13 protein-coding genes are annotated in these 19,128 nt (G+C 38.2%); 11 read left to right on the top strand and 2 right to left on the bottom strand.

What is annotated here, in order from left to right; genetic code table 11:
• Positions 1–126 precede the first annotated feature (126 nt).
• Entirely contained in the window at positions 127–1,329 is a 1,203-nt protein-coding gene (gene emrD, locus ED622_RS03160) for a multidrug efflux MFS transporter EmrD (protein ID WP_122032505.1), read from the top strand.
• A gap of 294 nt (positions 1,330–1,623) precedes the next feature.
• Here the strand turns inward: emrD and dbpA are convergent, their stop codons facing one another.
• Entirely contained in the window at positions 1,624–3,012 is a 1,389-nt protein-coding gene (dbpA, locus tag ED622_RS03165) for an ATP-dependent RNA helicase DbpA (RefSeq protein WP_122032506.1), read from the bottom strand.
• A 415-nt stretch (positions 3,013–3,427) separates the two neighbouring features.
• On the opposite strand from dbpA, the gene ED622_RS03170 reads away from it, so the two are divergent.
• Both ED622_RS03170 and ED622_RS03175 read left to right on the top strand, forming a co-directional pair.
• Complete coding sequence (locus ED622_RS03170) at positions 3,428–4,897, top strand: diguanylate cyclase (protein ID WP_122032507.1); 1,470 nt, start codon at positions 3,428–3,430, stop codon at positions 4,895–4,897.
• Between the two features lie 42 nt (positions 4,898–4,939).
• Positions 4,940–5,668, top strand: coding sequence for a siderophore ferric iron reductase (locus ED622_RS03175; protein ID WP_122032508.1), 729 nt, complete (start codon positions 4,940–4,942; stop codon positions 5,666–5,668).
• On the opposite strand, the gene ED622_RS03180 is transcribed toward ED622_RS03175, so the two are convergent.
• Positions 5,663–6,871: an MFS transporter gene (locus ED622_RS03180; RefSeq protein WP_122032509.1), complete on the bottom strand. Its 1,209-nt coding sequence runs from the start codon at positions 6,869–6,871 to the stop codon at positions 5,663–5,665. The two genes, ED622_RS03175 and ED622_RS03180, sit on opposite strands and share 6 nt — an antisense overlap.
• Before the next feature lie 133 nt (positions 6,872–7,004).
• On the opposite strand from ED622_RS03180, the gene ED622_RS03185 reads away from it, so the two are divergent.
• The 8 genes from ED622_RS03185 (at position 7,005) to ED622_RS03220 (ending at position 18,956) form a co-directional block, all read left to right on the top strand.
• The gene (locus tag ED622_RS03185; protein ID WP_122032510.1) at positions 7,005–7,772 is read left to right on the top strand and encodes an ATP-binding cassette domain-containing protein; all 768 of its coding nucleotides are present in this window, start codon (positions 7,005–7,007) and stop codon (positions 7,770–7,772) included.
• Positions 7,773–7,806: 34 nt separating this feature from the next.
• Positions 7,807–8,697 (top strand): iron-siderophore ABC transporter substrate-binding protein, encoded by an 891-nt coding sequence (locus ED622_RS03190; RefSeq protein WP_122032511.1) that lies wholly within the window; start codon positions 7,807–7,809, stop codon positions 8,695–8,697.
• A gap of 59 nt (positions 8,698–8,756) precedes the next feature.
• Positions 8,757–10,712, top strand: coding sequence for a Fe(3+)-hydroxamate ABC transporter permease FhuB (gene fhuB, locus ED622_RS03195; RefSeq protein ID WP_254052592.1), 1,956 nt, complete (start codon positions 8,757–8,759; stop codon positions 10,710–10,712).
• 181 nt (positions 10,713–10,893) lie between these two features.
• Positions 10,894–12,669 carry an IucA/IucC family siderophore biosynthesis protein gene (locus ED622_RS03200; protein ID WP_122032513.1) on the top strand — a complete coding sequence of 592 codons (1,776 nt, stop codon included), beginning with the start codon at positions 10,894–10,896 and terminating at the stop codon, positions 12,667–12,669.
• Positions 12,662–13,573 (top strand): GNAT family N-acetyltransferase, encoded by a 912-nt coding sequence (locus ED622_RS03205; RefSeq protein ID WP_122032514.1) that lies wholly within the window; start codon positions 12,662–12,664, stop codon positions 13,571–13,573. Before ED622_RS03200 ends, ED622_RS03205 begins: the two co-directional genes overlap by 8 nt.
• On the top strand, positions 13,573–15,333 hold the full coding sequence (locus tag ED622_RS03210) for an IucA/IucC family siderophore biosynthesis protein (RefSeq protein ID WP_122032515.1): 1,761 nt from the start codon (positions 13,573–13,575) through the stop codon (positions 15,331–15,333). The genes ED622_RS03205 and ED622_RS03210 overlap by 1 nt, the downstream gene beginning before the upstream one ends.
• Positions 15,334–15,345: 12 nt before the next feature.
• Entirely contained in the window at positions 15,346–16,659 is a 1,314-nt protein-coding gene (locus ED622_RS03215) for a lysine N(6)-hydroxylase/L-ornithine N(5)-oxygenase family protein (protein ID WP_162922435.1), read from the top strand.
• 125 nt (positions 16,660–16,784) lie between these two features.
• On the top strand, positions 16,785–18,956 hold the full coding sequence (locus tag ED622_RS03220; RefSeq protein ID WP_122032517.1) for a TonB-dependent receptor: 2,172 nt from the start codon (positions 16,785–16,787) through the stop codon (positions 18,954–18,956).
• Positions 18,957–19,128: the final 172 nt, after the last annotated feature.

Raw genomic sequence — 19,128 nt, forward strand, 5'->3', positions numbered from 1 at the left:
ATTATCTCGCGCCATAAGGGCAGGATAATATCGGCTCTATTCATTCAATTTTTATTATTTAATTAATAAGGTAATGTAACTAATTAACTTATCTTATTAATATTTGCTGTTTTTCGGAGAGCAGTCATGCAAAAGTCGTATTCACTTGCGACGTTCAGTTTCCTGATCGTTATTTTAGTTGCTGTTGGTCAAATGAGCCAAACTATGTATGTACCATCTATTGGCTACATGGCAAGTGAATTCAAAGTAAGCCCTGCATCATTACAAGCGGTTATGGCTGTGTATTTGATCCCTTATGGTTTATCACAATTTTTCTACGGCCCAATTTCTGATCGTATAGGCCGTCGAGTAGTGATCTTATCAGGTCTTACTTTATATATTGCTGGCACAATCCTAGCGTTATTTGCTCATGATTATTCGTTATTTTTAGCGGGCTGTTTTGTGCAAGGTTTAGGTATTGGTGCTGCAGGTGTGATGTGCCGTACTATTCCTCGTGATTGCTTCTCTGGTGATGAACTACATAGAACTAACAGTATTATTAGTATGTGCATGATGTTTTCACCACTTTTGGCTCCAGTGTTAGGTGGCTATTTAACAGAAGCATTTGGTTGGCGTTCAAGCTACTTATTCTTGGCTTTGTTCAGTATTGCGGTATTGATCATAATGACAACGTCAATGAAAGAGACGTTACCGTTAGAAGTGCGTCGTAAAGAGCCAGTATTGAAGAGTTACCGTCACGTATTATCTGAGCACCGATTTCAAGGCTATTTGATCTGCTTGGTTGCTACATTTGCAGGGGTTGCCGTATTTGAAGCGGCTGCAGGGGTATTGCTAGGTGGCAAACTTAAATTAGCAGCAACAACAGTAAGTATTCTGTTTATTTTACCTATCCCTGGTTATTTAGCGGGTGCTGGTTTATCAAGTGTGATTGCAAAGCGTTGGTCTGAGAAGAAGTCATTAGATGTCGGTCTTGTCTCTATTGTTTTAGGCGCGGCGATTGTGTTGGTTCCTGGCATTATGGGATTAACAACAGCACCAACTCTAATTGGTGGTGCAGTATTGTATTTCTTAGGCGCGGGTATTTTATTTCCTGCTGCAACAACAGGGGCATTATCACCTTTCCCACAACATGCAGGAACAGCAGGCGCATTACTGGGCGGCATGCAAAACTTGGGTGCGGGTTTAGCGACAATGGTGGCTTCTATGATCCCTGCTAATAGCCAAATGCCTGTAGGGTTAATTATGTTTTTAATGGCGTTACTTGCGGTGTACGGCTTACGTAAAGTACATTCAATTCCACCATCAAGCGAAATGCCATTAGCGGTGTAATACCAATCGTAGTAATACCAATCTACATAAGTATTTGATCATTCTTGCTTGTTAAAATCGATTATATCTGCGTTATAAATTTTGTAATTAGATCAACTAGTTACTGCAATTTATGCCTTGCTCTAATCGATTTTTCCTACGCAATTATCTGAACAACTACTTATCCAGAATGGTATAAATAATTGATCGCAATTAAAAAAGGCCGAGTAGAAATGTCTACTCGGCCTTTTTGGTATGTGACGTCAACTAAGCGATGTATGGCATTAGTTGACGTTACTTGTTTTGTATTTGCTATTAACCGCGCATACGGCTTACGCGGAACGTACGACCTTTCATTTTACCTGTTGCGATCTTATCTAGTGCTGCTTTAGCAATTGAGCTGTGAACGGCAACGTAAGCGTGGAAATCAAACACGTTGATTTTACCTACTTTTTTACCATCAACGCCGTCTTTACCAGTTAATGCACCAAGGATATCGCCAGGGCGTAGTTTGTTTTTCTTACCGCCGTCGATCCAAAGCGTTACCATCTCAGGGTAGTGAGGACGCTCATTTAGATAATCTTCACTTGGTAGCGGTTCATCATTAATAGTGATGCTCATGTAATCTTCAATTTGAGCAAAGCTGTTCGTTTCTTTGTTATTGAATAAGCTTAATGCGATGCCTTTTTTACCAGCACGGCCAGTACGACCGATACGGTGAACGTGAACTTCAGGATCACGCGATAATTCAAAGTTGATTACTGCATCTAGAGATTCGATATCAAGACCACGAGCGGCAACATCAGTCGCTACTAGGATAGATGTACTCTTGTTAGCAAAGCGAACTAATGCTTTATCACGGTCACGTTGCTCTAAATCACCGTGAAGTGCAGTTACGCTGAAATCAAAGTGACGAAGCTCGTCAGCAACTTCTTGAGTAACACGCTTTGTATTACAGAAGATCACCGCTGATTCAGGACGATGCTTAAGCAGTAGGATTTGAAGTGCACGTAGGCGATCTTCAAAATCATCAACTTTGTAGAAATGCTGCTCAATAGAAGTATTTTCTACTTTGTCTTCTGCTTTTGCCATGATCGGATCGTTCATGATGCGATCTGCAATTGATTTGATTTGTGGTGGGAACGTTGCACTGAACAGTAAGTTTTGACGCTTAGCTGGTGCGTGATCCAATACCATATCAATCGCGTCTTGGAAGCCCATTTCTAACATACGGTCAGCTTCATCAAGAACAAATGTATTTAGGTTGTCTAGGTTTAAATAACCTTTACGTAGGTGTTCTTCAACACGGCCAGGAGTACCAACGATGATGTGTGCACCGTGCTCAAGTGAACCGATTTGTGGACCAAATGGAACACCACCACATAACGTTAGAACTTTGATGTTGTGGATAGAGCGAGCAAGCTTACGGATTTCTACCGCAACTTGGTCTGCAAGTTCACGTGTTGGACATAATACTAGTGATTGAACGCGAAAACGTTTTACATCTAGGTTAGCCAATAAGCCTAAACCAAACGCAGCTGTTTTACCTGAGCCCGTTTTTCCTTGGGCAATGACATCTTTCCCTTTCAGCATGAATGGTAAGCTTTGAGCTTGAATTGGAGTCATCTCGTTGTAGCCTAAAGTTTCTAGGTTTTGAAGAAGAGATGGGTTTAGATCTAATGATGAGAAAGATGTTTGGCTCAAGGTGATTTCCTATAAACAAGTAGAAGCAAAGTAAGATTTGCCTAATGGAAAGCAGAGTAAAGAGAAGAGGCCTAAAAAGCAAGAAGGATCACACTTTTTGTGTACAAAAAAACAGCAATTAAGAAGTCTGGAATAAATTAATCCTATGATACTCTAAGCTGAGGCAATGATATAAATAGCAATAGAGTTAATTGAAATATGCAGCAACGGTTGATTAGAGTAATAATAACCCAAGACAAGTAAAAATTAAGTTAATATTTAGTCATATCTTTTAGATGTTGCAACTATATATTCGCTGTAAAATCGTTATATTAAATTGGATGAAAAGATTAATATTCCTCATTGATTTTACAAATTTCTATCCTATGTTATATTCCGCGACGAAATGGAATTGCTTTAACATGATAGGGAAGGTATGAGGAATAGAAACGCATTTGTTTACAGCTCATTAATTATTGGTTTTCTTTTGATTATCCTTTCACTATCATATGTTTACAGTGCATATAAGGCTGATCGTGAAAGGGTTATTGATCGCTTGCATCTCAACGCAAGTTTTGTAGAGTTGTGGTTAACGAAGTCATTTGATGATTCCTCTCTTGTGTTAAAAGACATGGTAAGTGATTTATCAATCAATGGTTTACATACTTTTAATGAAGACCAATTAAAACATAATGCTGAATTGGCCTATTTGCGTGAAAAAGAAGATGCATTACCAAATGCTATCTTGGCGTTTGTTATTGATAAAGAATGCAGATTAACTCACAGTAAAACCTTAAAAAACATTGACCTTTCTGAACGTGAATACTGCAAAACTTTTAAAAAAAATCAAGATCAAGAGCTTGTAGTCACGCTTCCTTTTCGTGACTTACAGCAGAGAAACGTTGTAGTGCAAGGTCATAAAATAATTGATGATGATGGTCACTTTGCGGGAATGGTTGGGATCTCGACTAACCTGAATTTTTTTAATTCGACCATCCGTCACTTAAATTTACCTGAATCAACAGGTATTTCAATTTTGAGCTCTAATCTTAATTTATTAGCGTCAGTACCAAAAACTAATGTGGAAATTGGCAAAACGATTGAAATTTCAAGAGTGTCCCCGGATGTGTTTGAAGTGTTTTATCAAAAAGGCGAAGTGGTTTTTAGCTCGGATATTTATAATGATGGTTATGTTGATACCATTTATGTTCGTAAGATTAAAGATCTCCCATTTATTGTTGTCGTGACAAAACAGCAAGAATATTGGGGAACCATGCTGTCGTTGTCATTATTAAGTATTGTAAGCTGTTTTTTTATTATTATGGGTTTACTTATTTTTAATCTTAAATATATGAATCGCACGAAAGAACAAACAGAAAAATATTCAGAGTTAGCCTATAACGATTACTTAACTGGAACTAATAATCGTCGATCATTTGAGTTAAAAGCATCTCAGGTATTAGCAACTTATCGTCGTAGCAAGCAGCCGTTTTCTATTATTATGTGTGATATTGATAATTTTAAAGAATATAACGATAAATATGGCCATGAGGTAGGAGATATAATGATTACTTCTTTTGCTGAGGCGTGTTTATCTAATTTGAGAGATTCAGATATTTTAGGACGTTTTGGCGGTGATGAGTTTGTTATTCTTATTCCTGAGCAAAACAATAAGCAAGCATTGATAGTGACTCAAAAGCTACAAAAAGTGATCAGAGATATCTCGGTATTGGTGGAAGATGAAGAGTTAACGATGACGTGTAGTATGGGGGTCAGTACAATTTCTGATCCTAAGATGACGATTCAAGAGTTACTGAGTATTGCAGATGATTGTTTATATGACGCTAAAAAAGCAGGCCGCAACTGCGTTAAATGTAAATGCGAACCACTTGCATTTGTATCATAGAATGATTAACCTCGCGTTTACATTTTATAACGATCGCTCTATATGCCAACGAATGAATACTTTGAGTCACTTTTTAAATTATCAAAACAAGTAACCCCTTATCTCTCAGGTAATATAATTGAAGGTAGCAGCCCAGATATTGCCGACATCAATATAGTTCATGATAATAGTACAACGATAAAGGGGCTTTACGAGCAATTATCTCAAGAGTCTCCTGAAGGCGGTCATGCATATTGGTTAACTCGAACATGGGATTTACTTTGCTGGCAGCCTATCTATATTAGTTTTATTTCTGTTTATCGACTAAATGCGCTCCCTGATATTAAAAATATGAGCCAATCAATTCAGTCGTATTTCATTTCAGGTTTTACTTTCCATCGTTCAGAACTGATCTTCGGTTCTCCTGAAGATGTCGTCCCTACCGCCGCTTTACAATTAAGAACTTTGTTTGATTCATATCGAGAGGATATTTCTCATTGGACCCGTATTCGACCAGGGTTTACTAATCATTTAATTGCAGATGGTTTACTTAATTGCATTATCAAGCTTCAATCCTTTGAGCCGACATTATCGAGTGAATATTTAATAGCACAGGCTCAGTTATGGTTAGAGGTTTTTGAATTACCAAGTAAGCATTTATCAAGCTTGAAGATTGATACTGTGACTAACAAACTTAAATTGGTTCGTACTAGTTGTTGTTTAGTTTATAAATGCGATGGTCGAAAGCTGTGTTTAGATTGTCCGCGTCACCCTGATAATAAAGGCTTATAAGGTTATTTTTGTTATTTGAGGCTTCATAAAAGCGATTACCATTATCCCACTAGAAAATAGAATACAAATATAGATAGGGTAAATAGGGGAGAGCGTAGATGTATAAGCTAATAATGAAGCGATGCCATATCCTAATGTGTGTGACATAGAAACATAACCTGCAACAACCCCAGGGTTGTTAGGATCCATCGCTGTGGCCTTTGATGTATAAGCCGGTACGAGTAATGCTGCTCCACATGCACTTATTGCCATTGCGATACCTAGTGTCCAAATGTTGGAAATCAAAAAGAGTAAAAACCCAAGTAGTAAACATAAAGATCCTGATTGGTACATGATTGAAATTTTAAGCTTTTTCTTTTTAATTACAGCAAGTTGAGTCGTTAAGGTTACAGCGGCACTAATCGTTAGTAATAGGCCAATTGTGTCACTGATTTTATTGGTGTCCCATTGAGTGATATTTTCTATTAGTGGCGAGAAACTGTATTGCAATAACGCAATGGCTAAACAAAGCGATAAGCCAGTGAATAAGTAAGGCAGTAAATTTAGATTAGGAATAAAAGAATGTTTCGTCGTGTTATTGCTAGTTGTTCTTTCTATTATTTTTGGACTAGGTAAGAAAATGGCGATTAAAAAAGCTAAGAACGGGAAAATCACCATCATGGCTAGTGGAGAGAAAGGCCCTAGCTTTAATAAAATAATGGATAATACTGGACCAAGAAGACGACCTAAACTAAGCCCAATGCTGACTGAGGTGATCGCTTTTAGTCTGTTGTTTTCTCCGAAAATTAGAATTGCCCAATGTTGGCTTGCAGGAACCATTCCGGCAACAGTGAAGCCATAAATTACCCTTGCTAATATTAAGCCGATTAACCAATAGTTTGTTGTTTCAGAGTAATGACCACTTAAAAATGCAAAAGAAAGCAAAAGTAAAAAACTGATACTCATGCCACACAATGCTTGTAATACCACATTTTTAGGGCCTTTTTTATCACTGTATCTTCCCCAAAATGGTGCTGATGGTAAGAATAGAAAACTACCAATGGCAATAACGATAGACCACGTTGGCAAAGAGAAAGCTGAGTGGCTTACCAAAAAAGGCAAAGAGACCAATAATCCATTTTGACCAACCCCCATTAATGCGGCAATTAATCCAATAATGGTTAATTGAATTTTTGAATTTTGTATTTTTCGAAAGAGAGGCATTTAAACGTCCTGTTTGAATTGATAAGCCTCAGTATCCTACGTTTATTTCATGAGAATAAAAACAATTATCATTACGATTTCTTTGTGTTACAGTTCTGCCCATCATTCATGGACCGAATAATTAGTTTATCTCATGTACCAACTTGTCGACGCCTCGTTTGAAATTGACGGACAACAGATCCTTTATCCTACTAGCTTACTTTTTCCAAAAGGGAAAGTGACAACGTTACTTGGACATAATGGGTGTGGGAAGTCTACGTTAGTTAAACTGCTCAGCCGCCAGAATGTACCAACGTCAGGAACGGTTCTATTTAATCAAAAAGGCGTTAACCTCTTATCTCATCAAGAATTTGCTCTTAATGTTGCTTATCTTCCCCAGCACCCACCCATAACTGATGGAGTTACTGTTCGTGAACTTGTCTGTTTTGGTCGTTATCCGTGGAAAGGAGCCTTTGGACGATACAGTAAAAAAGACTATCAACTGGTTGATGAGGCAATAGAAAAGGTGGGTCTAACGCTATTTAGTGATCGCTTTGTCGCTACGTTATCAGGTGGAGAGCGTCAAAGAGCTTGGGTCGCGATGCTGTTAGCTCAACAAAGTCAGTGTATTTTACTTGATGAGCCGACTTCTGCACTGGATGTTGCTCATCAATATGAATTATTAACGTTAATTCGAGAATTAAATCAAACCCTAGGGCTGACGGTCATTATGGTATTACATGATGTCAACATGGCGGCCAAGTTCAGCGACTATCTTGTTGCATTACATTCAGGTGAAGTTATTGCTCAAGGCTCACCTGAGACGTTAATGAATAAAGACACATTACAGCAAATCTATGGAATGGAATTAGCGTTATTTCCCCATCCAGAAACAGGTCAAGCGATAAGCTATATCCCATAAATTTAATACATAAAATGAACAACAAGGAAGTGAGATGAATAAGATTTTTGGTTTGATAATGATGTTTTTTATTCCATCGACTCAGGCAATGGATATTAAACATGATCTAGGCCAGGTTCAGTTAGACAAACCCCCGAAAAAAGTAATAGCCCTTGATTGGGCATTAACAGAAACGGTATTGAGTTTAGGCGTAAATCCAATTGGTGTTGCAGATGTACAAGGTTATCAGTCATGGGTAAAAAAACCAGAATTGAATGATTCTGTGATGGATGTAGGCTCAAGAAGAGAGCCTAATTTAGAGTTAATTACAGAGTTGAAGCCAGATGTTATTTTGATCAGTCAGCATATGTTATCAATGTACGAAAAGCTCAATGCGATTGCTCCAACGTTGGTTTATACCGTTTATAGCAATAAAAAAACGCCTTTGGTTTCAGCAAAAGAAATTACGCTTCAGCTTGGTAAGTTGTTGAATAAAGATCAACAAGCTCGAGAAGTAATAATAAAAACGGAGCAACGGTTAAGCGATAATGGCGATAAGGTCCGCCGTTTTCAATTAAATCATAAACCACTGCTTTTCATTCGTTTTATTAATGATAAAACCGTACGAGTCCACAGTGAAGGTTCATTAGCCCAAGCAACGATTGATGAAATGAGGTTAGTAAACGCATGGCAAGAAGTAACGAATATGTGGGGATTTACAACAGCAGGGTTTGAAGCTCTAGCACAACATCAGCAATCAAATGTATTGATCTTTGGTCCATTAAAAGAGGCAGAAAAGAAGCAATTAACTCAATCGGCTTTATGGCAAGCGATGGCTTTTACTCGATCTAATTTAGTGTATGAACTTCCTGCTATTTGGACGTTTGGTGGATTAATTTCAGCGCAGCGTTTTAGTGACAATATTACTCAACAACTTACTCAATAATTGTGAAAACCGTCCCTATGTTGATATCAAAACAGCGATCCATTCTACCTCTACACATCATGAGAATACCTATTGGTTTTGCGATATTATTAATCATTATCATCTTAGGGTTACTGCAATGGACTGCGCCTTATTCTCAAGGATTGAGCTTATTGTGGCAAACGGTGTTTGATTATGATTCAAGTAATTATCAACATTTAATCACACATCTTACGTACCTCCCTCGTCTTGTTATTGCTGTGCTGTGTGGTTTTTCTCTTGCTGTTGCTGGTTGTGTAATGCAATTTGTATTACGTAACCCTATTGCATCCCCGACGACTCTTGGTGTTGCTGCAGGGGCTGAATTAGGCATGGTTCTTGGGATCTTATTCTTGCCAGTAAACAGTATGATTAGTGGATTTATTCCTGCGTTTTTAGGGGGTGGTTTTGCAACAGGACTGGTTTTCTTACTGTCAGCTAAACGTGGTTTTTCACCTGTTCATATGGTGCTCTCTGGTATGGTGATTAGCCTGTTTTTTGGTTCACTAAATACCATGTTATTGCTATTGAATGAGCAACAATTAGCAAGTGTTTTTGTTTGGGGGGCGGGGACATTAAACCAAAACGATTGGTCAAGTGTGGAAACGCTTCTTCCATTAATTATACTCCCTGTTCTTGCTCTTTTATTACTATCAAGACCCTTATCTGCCCTTCAATTAGGAGATAATGTATCAGCTTCTATTGGTGTAAATATTAAGCAAATTAAAGTCATTTCACTGACGTTAGCTATATTTATGACTGCCGCGGTTGTGAGTGAAGTCGGTTTAATTGGCTTTGTTGGGGTTGTTGCCCCTGCTATCGCTCGTATGTGTGGGGCAAGGAAGTTAGTACCACAGATCATCGTCAGTGGCACAGTTGGCAGCGTGATGTTATTGCTTGCTGATTTGATTATTCAGCCATTTTCAGGCGTTGGAGGTGAGTTATTACCCACAGGGGCAATGACTGCATTATTGGGAGCGCCATTTTTACTTTGGTTGTTAAATCGTAAAGTTTTTCAATCGGATATGAAAAGCAGAGAAACAGCTCAAGTTCATTATAAATATAAACCGTTACAGAAAGTGGTGTTGCCTCTGGGTGTTCTGATTATTGCTTTATTTATTATCGCGGTATTTATTGGTAAGGGACAAAGTGGTTGGCTAGTTTCGGTAAATCCATCGATAGTCGAATTACGTACTCCTAGAGTTTTTGTTTCGTTTTTAGCAGGAGTAGGGTTAGCTGTTGCAGGAACAGTAATTCAACGAGTATCAACCAATCCGATGGCAAGCCCTGAGATTTTAGGTATTAGTTCAGGAGCGGCATTGGCTTTGGTGCTAGGGGCTATATTTGGTATTGCTGCTGAAAGGCATGAGCAAATGCTACTAGGTACCTTCGGCGCATTGTTTGTAACGGGTATTATTTGGTTGATGGGACGCAAACAAAACTTTGCACCTGCTCAAATGTTATTAACCGGCATTGCGTTGAGTGCAGGACTAGACGCTTTTTTACGCATTGCCATGTCATCAGGTCAAGATAATGTAAGGGCGCTATTAACGTGGCTTTCCGGCTCAACCTATTTAGTTAGCATGAGTGATGTCTATTTGTTGGGTGTTGGTGTTGGATTATTTTTTATTGCGGCAATGTGCTGTCATCGATGGTTAGATATTATTGGTTTGGGTGAAATAACCTCAACCAGTGTGGGATTACATTGCCGTAAGGTTAGAGTCTCTTTATTACTCCTTGTGGCTGCATTAACAACCCTCTGTACCATCATTATAGGACCCCTCAGCTTTATTGGTTTGTTAGCCCCGCACATGGCACGTTCACTTCATCAATATCGGGCTTCTCATCAATTGTTAACGGCTAGTTTGCTGGGGGGATGTTTGATGATTATCGCTGATTGGATAGGAAGAACGGTATGGTTCCCATGGCAGTTTCCTGCGGGTTTATTGGCCTCGTTACTTGGAGGAGTGTACTTTTTGTATTTAATGAGGAAGTAGTTATCTTGATTTAGTTATTGATAAATAAGTATTTAAAGTGATTTCTGTTAATTGTTCCCATAGCTAAGTTAAATAATACAGCGTAAATGATTTATTTTATAAATATAGTGAAAAAGTAGTTGATCATTTTAATGAGAATCATTAGCATTCGCATCTGTTAATTAAAAACAATGGAAGTGTTATGACAACTAATGACCAATTGGGCTACATAATAAACGGCGGTAATGACGTTCCTGCAGCATGTTTTCTTAATTCTTTAGCAAGAGAGTGTTCCGCAATTCAAATTGTTGAAAATCAGTACGGGGCCTATTATTTGATCCCTCTGGGTGACGAGGGTGAAATTCAAATTCCATTGAGCTATGTCTCATCGGTTGGTTTACATGAATATCGTTTTCCTGCTGTGTTATACGCAGAAGAAGCAGTTACTGTCGGTTTTGGACAAATATTATGCCGAGTTTTAGACCAACCGGCCTTAGTTGGGGTTATCTCAGAAGAGCAAAGAAATATCTTTTTAGATCGAGTGACAGAGAGCTATACAAATACCTATACCGGAATAAGTAGAAGCCCTTATGCAGAGAGACTATTTTCAGAGGCGCTTAATTTTCAACAAGCAGAGCAAGGGTTATTGATTGGTCACTCTTTCCATCCTGCTCCAAAAAGTAGAGAGCAATTTAGTGCTGAAGATGCCAAAACGTATTCCCCAGAGCTAGGAGGTGAGTTTCCTCTACTTTGGTTAGCGGTTAATCATTCTATTCTTATGTCAGGCTCTTCAGGAGAGAAAACCGCAGCAGAGCGATTGGATGAATTGGTTTTTTCAGATCAGATGCTGACTTTAGCGATCAATGGAATTGTGAATGAAAATGAAAGTGTATTTCCTGTGCATCCATGGCAGTGGAAAGTCTTACAAGAGAAAGAAGACATTCAACGTTATTTAACGACAGGGTTAATAAGAGAGCTGGGCTCATTAGGTGCAATATGGTACCCAACGTCATCAACTCGTTCGCTTTATTCGCCTAAACTGCCTTATATGTTGAAGTTTTCACTCAGTGTTAAATTGACCAATTCTATTCGTAATTTATCGCTTAAAGAGGTGATCAGAGGAACCAGATTAAATCAATTGTTCACCGATACAGACATTAGTAATGAGTTAGGTCATCAGCAAGGTTTTCAAGTGATGCAAGAGCCCTGCTACCTTGGGTTAATGGATAAGAATAACAAGGTAATAGACGAGAGCCTTGTGGCATTTCGAGAAAACCCATTAAGCTGTAAACCTGATGAAGAAGCTGTTGTTCTTGCAACACTCACTCAGCAAAACCCTTATGGTGGTGAGAGTTTATTGGCTAAAAGAATCAAAGATTATGCTGATTCAAGCATACTGCCGTTAGCTCAAGTTGCCCAACAATGGTTTAGTGCGTATTGCCAATATGCTGTTGTTCCATTATTTAATCTTCAAGCAAATTATGGCGTTGTCTTTTTGGCTCATCAGCAGAATATTGTTATGCAGTTAAAGAGAGGGTTTCCAATTGGTATGTACTATCGTGATTGCCAAGGGACAGGCTATACAGACTTGGCTTTTGAACGTTTTCCTGAAGCATTAAATCAAACTAAGCAAGATATTGAAAACTATTGGAATAATGACAAAGTACGTCGTTATTTTGCCTATTACCTTATTATTAATTCTACGTTTAATGTTATTGCGTCCATCGCTTCTTATTGTGACGTTAGTGAAAAGACATTAGTGAAAGAGCTGCGTAAACAATTAGAAGTATTGAGAGATAAAGGCGTTAGAGATCAGCAATGTTTAAACTATGTATTAGACAGTGAAGCTCTGTGTTGTAAAGGCAATTTCTATTGTTATTTACAGAACATGAACGAGAACTCAATTCTTGATCCTGCCGTTATTTATTTTGATCTACCTAACCCATTGGTTCATATAAAGGATGCTATGAATGTTTAATTACAGGACGTTACTTTTAAGTTTAAATACTAATCCAACAATTGCGATTACATTATCAAAACAAGATGTTGAGGACCCATCAGTTATCACTCAATGTCTAAAAGAAATTGATCATATATTTAGTACGAATAAAACGGTTAATGAGCTTATTATTGAGTCAGAAGTCCCGAGCCTGCTTGCACAATCGTTACCATCGCTTTACAAGAATAGTTTGTCACGCCAGGGTTTTTATCAACAAGTGCGACCATGGCATTTGCATGCGCCTTCTACGCTATTTCCTTGGGTAGAGGTGCAATCATTATTGCAATATCGACATCATCCCGTTCGTCCTGAAATGCCAACAGGGAAGGTATATCAACGCTATGATCATAATATTGATGCAGAAATTAGTTTTAGATTGTTTGATCTTGATAAAGATATCGAGCGTTTTACTGCTTGGATGAATGATCCTAGAGTGGCAAATTTTTGGGAGCAAGCGTGGAGTTATGAAAAGCTCGCCGAATTTATTAAAGAGCGTTTGAGTGATGATCATATCATCCCATTAATTGGTGAGTTTAATGGTGAACCTTTTGGTTATGTTGAAGCGTATTGGGTTAGCGAGGATAGATTAAGTCCATATTATGATGTTCAACCTTATGACCGTGGTATCCATCTCTTAGTGGGTGAGCAGGCGTTTCGAGGTCCTGATTATTTCAATTGTTGGATGAGAGCTATTAGTCATTATTTGTTTGTGGATGATGTCAGAACCCAGCGCATTGTTTTAGAACCGAGAGCGGATAACCAGCGTTTATTTAATCGTATTCAAGAAGTTGGCTATAAAAAATGTTTCGAGTTTAATTTTCCTCACAAACGCTCGGCATTAATGATGCTTGAACGAAAAGCCTTTTTTACGGAGCAATGTTGATGGATCAAATAGCATTACATGCTCACTGGCCAGCGGCAAACCGGAAAATGGTAGCAAAGTTGATCAGTGAATTGGCGTATGAACAAGCGTTTACTATTGAAGAAAATAACGCTGAGTTTTCGTTCACTCCTTCTCAAGGTGTTGGGTATTACTTCTCTGGTAAACGCAATATTTGGGGGCAAATTGTGATTGACCCGATTTCATTAGATCGTAGACCTGCTGGGAATTCATCGGAGATAACTGCAACGCAATTTATGCGTGATATTCAATGCTTAATTGGTATCGATGATGATGTATTAGCCGAGCATTTTGAAGATCTGAATGCGACGCTACTAGGTGACTGTAAACTTGCATTACGTAAAGCGAATATGTCGGCGAAAGAACTTGCTTTTTTGTCGTGTGAACAGCAACAGCTTTTGTTTGATGGACATCCTAAGTTTGCCTTCAATAAAGGACGAAGAGGATGGGGAAGTGATGATCTCGCATTATATGCACCAGAATCTGAACGTTCTTTTCAATTAAGCTGGGTTGCAGTGCATCACTCTATTTTACAGAAAGCAACAAACCATAAAGTAGAGTGGGAACAGCTAATCGAATCCGCTGTTAATGAAACTGAACAGTATGAGATGGACGCATTACTTTCGTCATTTAATGTGGATATCAGTGATTATATTTATGTCCCTGTTCATCCTTGGCAGTGGTGTCAAAAGTTATCAATATTATTTGCACGAGAAATGGCAGAAAAAACACTGATCTATTTAGGTGAATTCGGTGATGAATTTTTGCCTCAGCTGTCAATTCGAACCTTGAGTAATACCACAAGACCAGATAGCTATGACATTAAGTTACCTTTAACCATTATGAATACCTCTTGCTATCGAGGTATCCCTGGGCGCTATATTTTAGCGGGTCCAATGGCCTCTGATTGGCTTGATTCTATTTTTAAATCAGACGATTTATTTATTGATAAACAGGCTGAAATCTTACAAGAGCCTGCCGCTGGTTTTGTAGCTCAATCTGATTATAAATTACTGGTTGGCGCTCCATATCGTTATCATGAATTACTTGGTGTGATATGGCGAGAATCCGCTCAATCTAAGCTTTCTAATAATGAAACGGCAATTTTAATGGCGGCGTTGATGGAATCAGATGAAGAAGGGATCCCATTAATTTCTGAATATATTACAGCGTCAGGGCTATCAATAGAAGAGTGGCTAAACAAGCTTTTTGATGCGGTTGTCATTCCTTATTATCACTTACTTTGTAAATACGGGGTTTCTTTAATTGCTCACGGACAAAACGTAACGTTAGTAATGGAAAATGCTCAACCCAAACGAATTTTATTAAAGGACTTTCAAGGGGATATGCGTTTAATTGAACGTGATATTCCAGAGCAAAAAACCTTAGACCCTTTAGCTAGAGATGTCACGGTCTCTTTGCCTGAAGATTTGATTATTCATGATTTACAAACAGGCCATTTTGTTACGGTTCTTCGCTTTATTTCTCCACTGGTTGAAAAACTAGGTTTACCTGAAATCGATTTTTATCAATTGCTTGGGTTACGAATTAAAGCATATGTAAAAGAAAATCCTGATTATCAAGATAGGTTTGAGCGTTTAGATTTGTTTAAACCAAAAATATTACGTATTGGGCTTAATCTGGCGAAGTTTAGACACAGTACGGATGCTAGTGCATCTCGCATGCTTCCAGATATGGAGAACCAGTTAGATAACCCGTTATATATGGCGATGAATAAATAACAATAATATTAAATGGAGAATAATAATATGAATATCAAATTGGATTTGGCAGGTATCGGTGTTGGTCCGTTTAACTTGAGTGTGGCCTCTCTTTTAGAGCCTAAAAAACAAATTAAAGCGACGTTTTTTGAAAGTAGAGATTCTTTTGCTTGGCATCCTGGTTTGTTGCTTGATAACACTAACATGCAAACGATGTTTTTAAAGGATTTAGTCAGTGCAGTATGTCCTGAAAGCCCTTATTCATTCTTATCTTACTTGGTGAAAAATAAAAAGTTTTATCGATTTTTATCCGCAGAGCTTAACTGTATTAGCCGCCATGAGTTTTCTGACTATTTATCTTGGGTTGCTCAACAACTTAGTAATGTTCAGTTTTCTACTGAAGTTGAACAGATCGAATTTAATGGTGATAGTTTTGAAATTAAAACCAGTAATGGAATATATGAAGCGCAGAATCTCTGTATAGGAACAGGTAAAGTCCCTTTCATTCCTGAATGTGCATTTCCCCATATCGGCCCAACCGTTTTTCATGCCGCCGAAATGGGATTACGTGATCGTGACTTTACTGGAAAAAGGGTCATGATTGTTGGTGGTGGACAAAGTGGCGCTGATATTTTCTTAAATGTATTACGTGAAAAATGGGGTAAGGCCGCTTCATTAGATTGGGTTTCTCGTCGCTCTAATTTCCAACCTCTTGATGAGGCTTCATTTACTAATGAGTTCTTCACTCCTGATTATGTAAATGCATTTGTTCAGCTTAACCCTGAAGTAAAGCACTCAGAGATCACAGCTCAGAAATTGACATCAGACGGCATTACTCAATTAGCGTTATTGGATATCTATCGAGAGCTATATCATCGTTTTGATGTGATGAAAGAAGACAAATGGGTGCGTTTATTACCGCATCGAACGATGGATAAATTAGAACAAACAACATCAGGCTTTTCTTTGGAAGTGCAGAATGCGTTAAGCCAAAAATCAGAAATGCATCAAGCAGATATTGTGATTTTAGCTACGGGATTTAAGTCTCCTTATCCTGCTTGTTTAAACTCAATTCTTCCTCTATTGGATTTAGATAAAGAGGGACGTTACCAACTTACGCCTGACTTTGAACTGAAATGGAAAGGCAGCAAGAATAATAAGATATTTGCGGTGAATGCAGGCATGCATAGTCATGGTATTGCGGAACCTCAACTCAGCTTAATGGCGTGGCGAAGTGCCAGTATTATCAATCGATTATCAGAAAAAGAGATATACGACATTGCTTCTGATAAAGGGATGATTGATTGGATCTCAGAGTCGGTTGTTGATGAATTAGTAAATGCTTAGTTTTGTTAGCAAACCGACACTTATTTTTTAATTAATATTATTTTTTAAGTAATAAATAGTTGAATACGGATTTTTATCATTCGTATTCATTTTAGTGCAACATCAATATAAAAAAGAGAACATAAATGAACGTTAAAAAAGGGAATTATCCGCTCACCTTAGTCGCTATTGCCGTTGCAACAGCGACTACTTTTGTCTCTGTAGCAGCTCAAGCAGAAGCGTATAAAAATACAGAAGAAACCATGGTGGTGGTATCAAGTCGTACGCCTAAAGCAATTAGTGAGATCCCAGGAACGGTTTGGTTTGTTGACTCAGAACAAATTGAACAAGAATATCGTGGTGGTAAAACACTGGGTGAGATTTTAGCAACAACCATTCCATCACTAGATGTGAGTAGTGGTGCAAGAACTAACTACGGTCAAAACTTACGTGGCCGTGCAATGCTCGTCATGATTGATGGGGTATCGCTTCAATCTTCTCGTCCTATTAGTCGCCAATTAGATGCGATTGACCCATTTAATATTGAACGTATTGAGGTACTTTCTGGGGCGACCTCTATTTATGGGGCCGGTGCAACTGGTGGTGTGATAAACATTATAACCAAAAAATCAGACAGTGATGAGTTGCAGTTTGAAAGTTATGTAAGTGGCACGACTGGCTTTAATGGGGGTGATGACTTTGATTACAAAGTGGCCCAATCTATCTCTGGTGGAACAGAGAATGTCGCAGCGAGAGTATCAGCGGTTTATACCGAAACACAAGGTTATTATGATGGTGAAGGCGATATCATTACCCCTGATATATCTCAAGGCTCGCTGCAATACAATAAAACAATAGATCTACAAAGTACGGTTGATGTTTCGATTTCTGATACTAAAAATATTAACTTTTTAGCGCAATATTACGATAGTCAACAAGACTCGCCATACGGCCTTTATATTAAAAATTATAAGTTTATTGATGTGCGTAAAGGTTTCGAATCTGATCGTCAACACGGTACAGAACGAATCATGCTAAGTGCGGCTTATAGTGATTCTGAATTTCTGAGCCATCAATTAGTTGTTGAAGCCTCTTATCGAAAAGAAGATCAAACTTATACACCGTATTACCAAAGTGCTTCACAGCAAACGACTGATGTCATCTCTTTAAAAACCGCTTTAGCTAAATCGTTTGGTAAAGTGAATTTGGTTTACGGTGTAGACGCTTACATGGATAAGTTCGATAGTAACCAAGCGCTCTTTGATCCAACGATTGCGAATAACTCAGGTAATCTAGTGAATAAAACTTACGCTGAAGTGGGGCGCTACCCTGGGGTAGAGGTCGGTTCGGTTGCTGGGTTTATTCAAGCTGATATGAATATTACCGATGATTGGTCAATTCAAGGGGGTTACCGTTACCAATATATGAACAATAAGATCGATGATTTTGTTGATTATAAAATTCAAAAGAAAATTGCTGCAGGAAATGGCTCTTCTGCTGATGCCGTTCCTGGGGGAGAAACTAATTATTCTGTCGGTTTATTTAATTTAGGGACTATTTATAAACTCACGTCTGATTCACAAGTATGGGCTAGTTTCTCGCAAGGTTTCGATCTTGCTGATCCTGCGAAATATTATGGGCAAGGAAGTTATTCAGCGGTTGATGCTAATGGACATTATGCTCTGCAAAACAGCATTAATGTTTCTGATTCTAAAATGTCAGGGATTAAAACTAACAGTTATGAAATTGGCTTTAGAACTGAACAAGATGCATTAAGTTTTCAGGCCGCGGCGTATTTCTCACAATCGGATAAGTCGGTTAAATACAATAAGCAGACATTGCTAATTGAAGATGTTGATAATGAAAAGCGTGTCTATGGAGCTGAAGCGCTAGTTTCTTATTGGGTAATGGATAATATTCAAGTCGGTGCATCTGGTCATTATGTTGTTTCTGAACTTCAAACCGATGATAAATGGGATGATTTAAGTGCGGGTGAAGCAAGTACATCAAAAGCGAACTCGTGGGTTGGGTGGTATGAATCAGATCTTGCGCTGAAAGTACAAAGCCAGACAATGTTTGATTACAAAGATGCAGACGATAATGAGTTATCTGGTTATACCGTGTTTGATTTAGTCGGTAGTTATGAGTTACCAGTGGGTAGTTTAGGGTTTGGTATTCAAAACTTGTTTAATAAAGATTACACGACGGCATGGGGCCAACGAGCTCAAATCCTATATTCTAGCCACTATGGTGCAGCGGCTTATGATTACAAAGGCCGCGGACGAACCTATACGCTAAATTACCAAGTTAAATATTAATATTTAGTTACTTCTACATTTTGTACCACAATTAAATAAGACTATTTCGTAAGAGGTAGTCTTATTTTTCATTAATACTGCGGAATGCGTCCATACATTTATAATAAAATTAGGTATGATTAAAAAACAAACGTTTATTTGTAAGATGCGGATATATTAAGATAATTATCAA

Source organism: Aliivibrio sp. EL58 (assembly GCF_900312675.1).
Taxonomy (GTDB): Bacteria; Pseudomonadota; Gammaproteobacteria; order Enterobacterales; family Vibrionaceae; genus Aliivibrio.

Excerpts from the sequence above, each read along its gene's own strand:
- ED622_RS03190 (WP_122032511.1), top strand. The coding sequence starts at position 7,807 with ATGAATAAGATTTTTGGTTTGATAATGATGTTTTTTATTCCATCGACT.
- ED622_RS03185 (WP_122032510.1), top strand. The coding sequence starts at position 7,005 with ATGTACCAACTTGTCGACGCCTCGTTTGAAATTGACGGACAACAGATC.
- ED622_RS03215 (WP_162922435.1), top strand. The coding sequence starts at position 15,346 with ATGGAGAATAATAATATGAATATCAAATTGGATTTGGCAGGTATCGGT.
- ED622_RS03220 (WP_122032517.1), top strand. The coding sequence starts at position 16,785 with ATGAACGTTAAAAAAGGGAATTATCCGCTCACCTTAGTCGCTATTGCC.
- fhuB (WP_254052592.1), top strand. The coding sequence starts at position 8,757 with ATGAGAATACCTATTGGTTTTGCGATATTATTAATCATTATCATCTTA.
- ED622_RS03205 (WP_122032514.1), top strand. The coding sequence starts at position 12,662 with ATGTTTAATTACAGGACGTTACTTTTAAGTTTAAATACTAATCCAACA.
- ED622_RS03170 (WP_122032507.1), top strand. The coding sequence starts at position 3,428 with ATGAGGAATAGAAACGCATTTGTTTACAGCTCATTAATTATTGGTTTT.
- emrD (WP_122032505.1), top strand. The coding sequence starts at position 127 with ATGCAAAAGTCGTATTCACTTGCGACGTTCAGTTTCCTGATCGTTATT.
- ED622_RS03175 (WP_122032508.1), top strand. The coding sequence starts at position 4,940 with ATGCCAACGAATGAATACTTTGAGTCACTTTTTAAATTATCAAAACAA.
- ED622_RS03180 (WP_122032509.1), bottom strand. The coding sequence starts at position 6,871 with ATGCCTCTCTTTCGAAAAATACAAAATTCAAAAATTCAATTAACCATT.
- ED622_RS03210 (WP_122032515.1), top strand. The coding sequence starts at position 13,573 with ATGGATCAAATAGCATTACATGCTCACTGGCCAGCGGCAAACCGGAAA.
- ED622_RS03200 (WP_122032513.1), top strand. The coding sequence starts at position 10,894 with ATGACAACTAATGACCAATTGGGCTACATAATAAACGGCGGTAATGAC.